The organism is Thermodesulfobacteriota bacterium (assembly GCA_025062045.1).
Taxonomy (GTDB): Bacteria; Desulfobacterota; Syntrophorhabdia; order Syntrophorhabdales; family JANXAF01; genus JANXAF01.
The window spans coordinates 1-3,395 of the sequence record JANXAF010000024.1 but is presented as its reverse complement, the minus strand read 5'-3'; the positions used below and the strand labels follow the sequence as shown (position 1 = coordinate 3,395).

The window sequence follows — 3,395 nt, the reverse complement described above, 5'->3', positions numbered from 1 at the left end:
GAATATCCGTACGCGGAAGGTATGACTGTGAGAGACCTCGTTTTTGCTGCTGGGAATGTGCTTGAGTCAGCGTTCCTAAAAGAGGCAGAGATAGTAAGACAGCACATAATTCAGGAACGGGAAGTTAGATTTGAGACGCTAAGGATTGACTTAAAGAAGGCGCTAGATGGCGATCCAAAGGAAAATGTCGTTCTTAGGCCTTACGATAAACTTTATGTAAAACAACTCGCGGACTGGGGTAAACTCGGCTATGTCACAGTAGAAGGGGAAGTACAGTTCCCTGGAAAGTATCCTATAAAGAAGGGAGAACGGTTATCCTCTCTTATAGAAAGAGCTGGCGGATTCAAGAATACGGCTTATCTTAGGGGTGCTGTTTTTACCCGTAAATCGGTAAAGGAATTACAGAAAAAAGCTCTGGACGAGATGATATCGAGAATTGAGAGAGAAATACTTGCCGAGTCAGGAATGCGCATATCGGCGGCTTTATCAGCGGAAGAAATAGAAGCAAGAAAAGCTGAGATTGCCCAGAGACAAAAATTTGTTGAGTCGTTACGGAAGATTGAACCCATAGGAAGGATGCAGATAAGGCTTTCCCATCTGAGGCTTCTTAGAGGGAGTGAATTCGATATCGAACTTGAAGATGGAGACACCCTCTACATCCCGCCCAAAAACTCCGTTGTAAATGTTGTCGGAGCTGTTATGAGTCAGGGAAGCTTTGTCTACAGGGAAGGCTTTAGTTACAAAGACTACATCGCTCTTGCAGGTGGGCCTTCCAGGTTTGCAGACACAAAGAACATCTTCGTACTAAAAGTCGACGGATCGGCAAAAAAACTGGGAAGGTCCACACTTACCTGGAACTTTCTAAATTCAAGGTGGGAGATCTCTCGGTTTTCGGATGACCATAAAATTGAACCAGGTGATACGATCGTTGTCCCTGAAAAGATTGAACGCATAGCATGGCTGAGGAACATAAAAGACATAACCCAGATCCTAATGAATACTGCTGTCGTAGCAGGGACTGTCAAGTATCTCTTTGAGTAAGGCCTTTTGAGATACGTGTCTTCTTTCTTTTGCCTTCTGGGTTCTGTGCTTCTCTTTTTTTTTGTTGCTAGCTTACCAGGTTTGGCTAAAGAAAAGGACTTTTACTCCTCAAACTGGGGCTACACCGGACTTTTAGAGTTACCTGATGCGAGAGTAATGGATAAAGAGATGTGGCGACCACATGTAAGACAGGTGCATCCTTATAGATTCTACGCAGTCTCTTTTTCACCTTTCGATGGGATCGAGATAACAGGGAGGGTGACTGAGATTTTAGGGGTTAAAGCGCACCCTCATGATCCGATTTGGAGAAAGTACGGAAACTATAAGGACAAAGCGATAGATCTAAAATTCAGACTTTTACGGGAGGAGAAGTACTTACCCCAACTATCTTTGGGAATAATGGACCCACACGGTACAAGACTTTATCCTTCCCAATATGTGGTGATGAGTAAAAAAATTTATCCATTTGATATCACTTTGGGTTTGGGAAGTGGAAGGTTTGGAAAAAGGCCAACTGTTCCAAAAGGAGAAGGGTTTTATGTGGAGATGCTTGAGGATCCGAAAGCATGGATAAAGGATGCAAAATTATTTTTCGGCGGCCGGTTATTTCTCAAGCATAATATGAGTTTTGTTTTTGAGTATGACCCAACAGAATACAGAAAACAAATGTCCGATCCTGCAAGAAAGAGGTATTTTGAAAGGGACCCAAAAAGCAAGCTGAATGTCGGAGTTACTTACAGTCCTTTTAGGTGGATGGACTTAACTTTGGCTTTTGAGAGGGGAGAAACAATAGGTTTTGGGATTTCAATGCCCTTTTTGATCGGCGAGCCTTTACTTCCCATATCAGATAGGCCTTATAAAGAACCGGAAGAGATAAAGGTAAAACCCGCCGAGGAAAGAATAAAAAGATGCTTAGGAGAGCTCGGTTTTTCTGAAATCGGGATAGGAATGTCGGATGGTACGCTCTTTCTCGATATTGAAAACAGAAAGTATTTTTACCTACCTAAGGCACTCCACATTCTCATAACTAACATAGCTCCACTTTTACCACCGGAAGTTAATGACGTCATAATAATTTTTAAAGAACGGGGAATTCCAGTTTTATCGGTTAGAACGACAAAAGAGGACATGCTTCTTTACAGAAACAACGAAATCGATTTCAGAGATTTTGTGGGATTAAGTAGGATTGAGGAGGCAGATGCTGCCCCAAAAGGGGAAAAGTACTTAAGAAGAGAGTTCTCCTTCAATTACAAGCCACAAATTTCGCTTTATCTAAATGACCCGTCTGGGTTTTGGAAAGGAAAAGCGGGGATTGTAGGATGGGTTGACTATAGACCTGATGAGTTTTTTTCAATAAGTGCCGGACTATCAGCTTATCCTTTGAGCAACATTTCAACTGTTGTTCCCCCTCTCTCAATTCCAGTAAGGTCTGACATAGTCGATTATTTAAAGCGACCCCTTTGGCTTGATAGACTCCTTTTTACCTTCATGGGTAAGTTAGAAAGAGGTCCTTACTATAGGCTAAGTTTAGGAATACTCGAACTTCAGTACACTGGAATTGATGCCGAGATTGCAAAACCTGTCTTAGATGGAAGATTGTTCTTGGGGCTCTCTGGAAGTTGTGTAAAGAAAAGGGATCCGGAAAATCCGATAAAGTTTAAAAAAGATGACGTAAAAGACTATTACGCGCCTTTTTTTGCAAACTTGAGGCTTAACGTTCCCGAACTGGACGTGGCAGTTGATGTAAAAGGTGGAAGATTTTTGGCTGGCGATATGGGTACAAAAGTTACGGTCTCAAAGTTCATCCGGGGGGTAACCGTTAGTGTTTGGGCTGGTTTCACAGATACTTCCATCTTCAAAGACCCTTATAACAGGGGCTACTGGGACAAAGGAGTAAGCGTGCAGATCCCCATAAGAATCTTTGAGGGTAAAGATTCGAGGACTGTGTATGGCTATTCCATAAGTCCATGGACACGGGATGTGGCCCAGGATATCTCCCATCCACGAAGTCTTTTCGAAATCTTGGGAAGGAACGCAAAAAAAATGCTTGACAGGGATATAGAGCTGTTTTATAGAGAGAAGTGAAGGAGGTGGCTCTATGATGAAGAAACTCTTTGTCGTATTTGTGGCTTTTATCGTATTTGCTTTTCTGACTAGTCGTAGTTTTGCCCAGGAAGCGGGTGCTGGAGCTGCGGCCGGAGCGGCAGCGGAGGCCGCAGCAGTAACGACCGTAGGTATCACAGCCGGCACGATCGCGGCAGCAGTAGCAATTGCAGCGGCAATTGCGGCAGCGATTGCAATTGCAGCGGCTGAGGAAGATCGAGCTGCACCGGTGCACGTAACGCCAGCGCACC

At 43.7% G+C, this 3,395-nt stretch carries 3 protein-coding genes; all 3 read left to right on the top strand.

Translation table 11 applies throughout. From position 1 onward, the window contains the following. Positions 1-1,041: SLBB domain-containing protein (locus NZ583_09015; GenBank protein MCS7281733.1), on the top strand; the 1,041-nt coding region annotated here is incomplete at its 5' end. An 81-nt stretch (positions 1,042-1,122) separates the two neighbouring features. After that, a complete protein-coding gene (locus NZ583_09010) occupies positions 1,123-3,126 on the top strand; it encodes a YjbH domain-containing protein (GenBank protein MCS7281732.1) in 2,004 nt (667 codons plus the stop codon). A 40-nt stretch (positions 3,127-3,166) separates the two neighbouring features. Continuing rightward, a partial coding sequence (locus NZ583_09005; protein MCS7281731.1) for a hypothetical protein occupies positions 3,167-3,395 on the top strand: 229 nt, incomplete at its 3' end.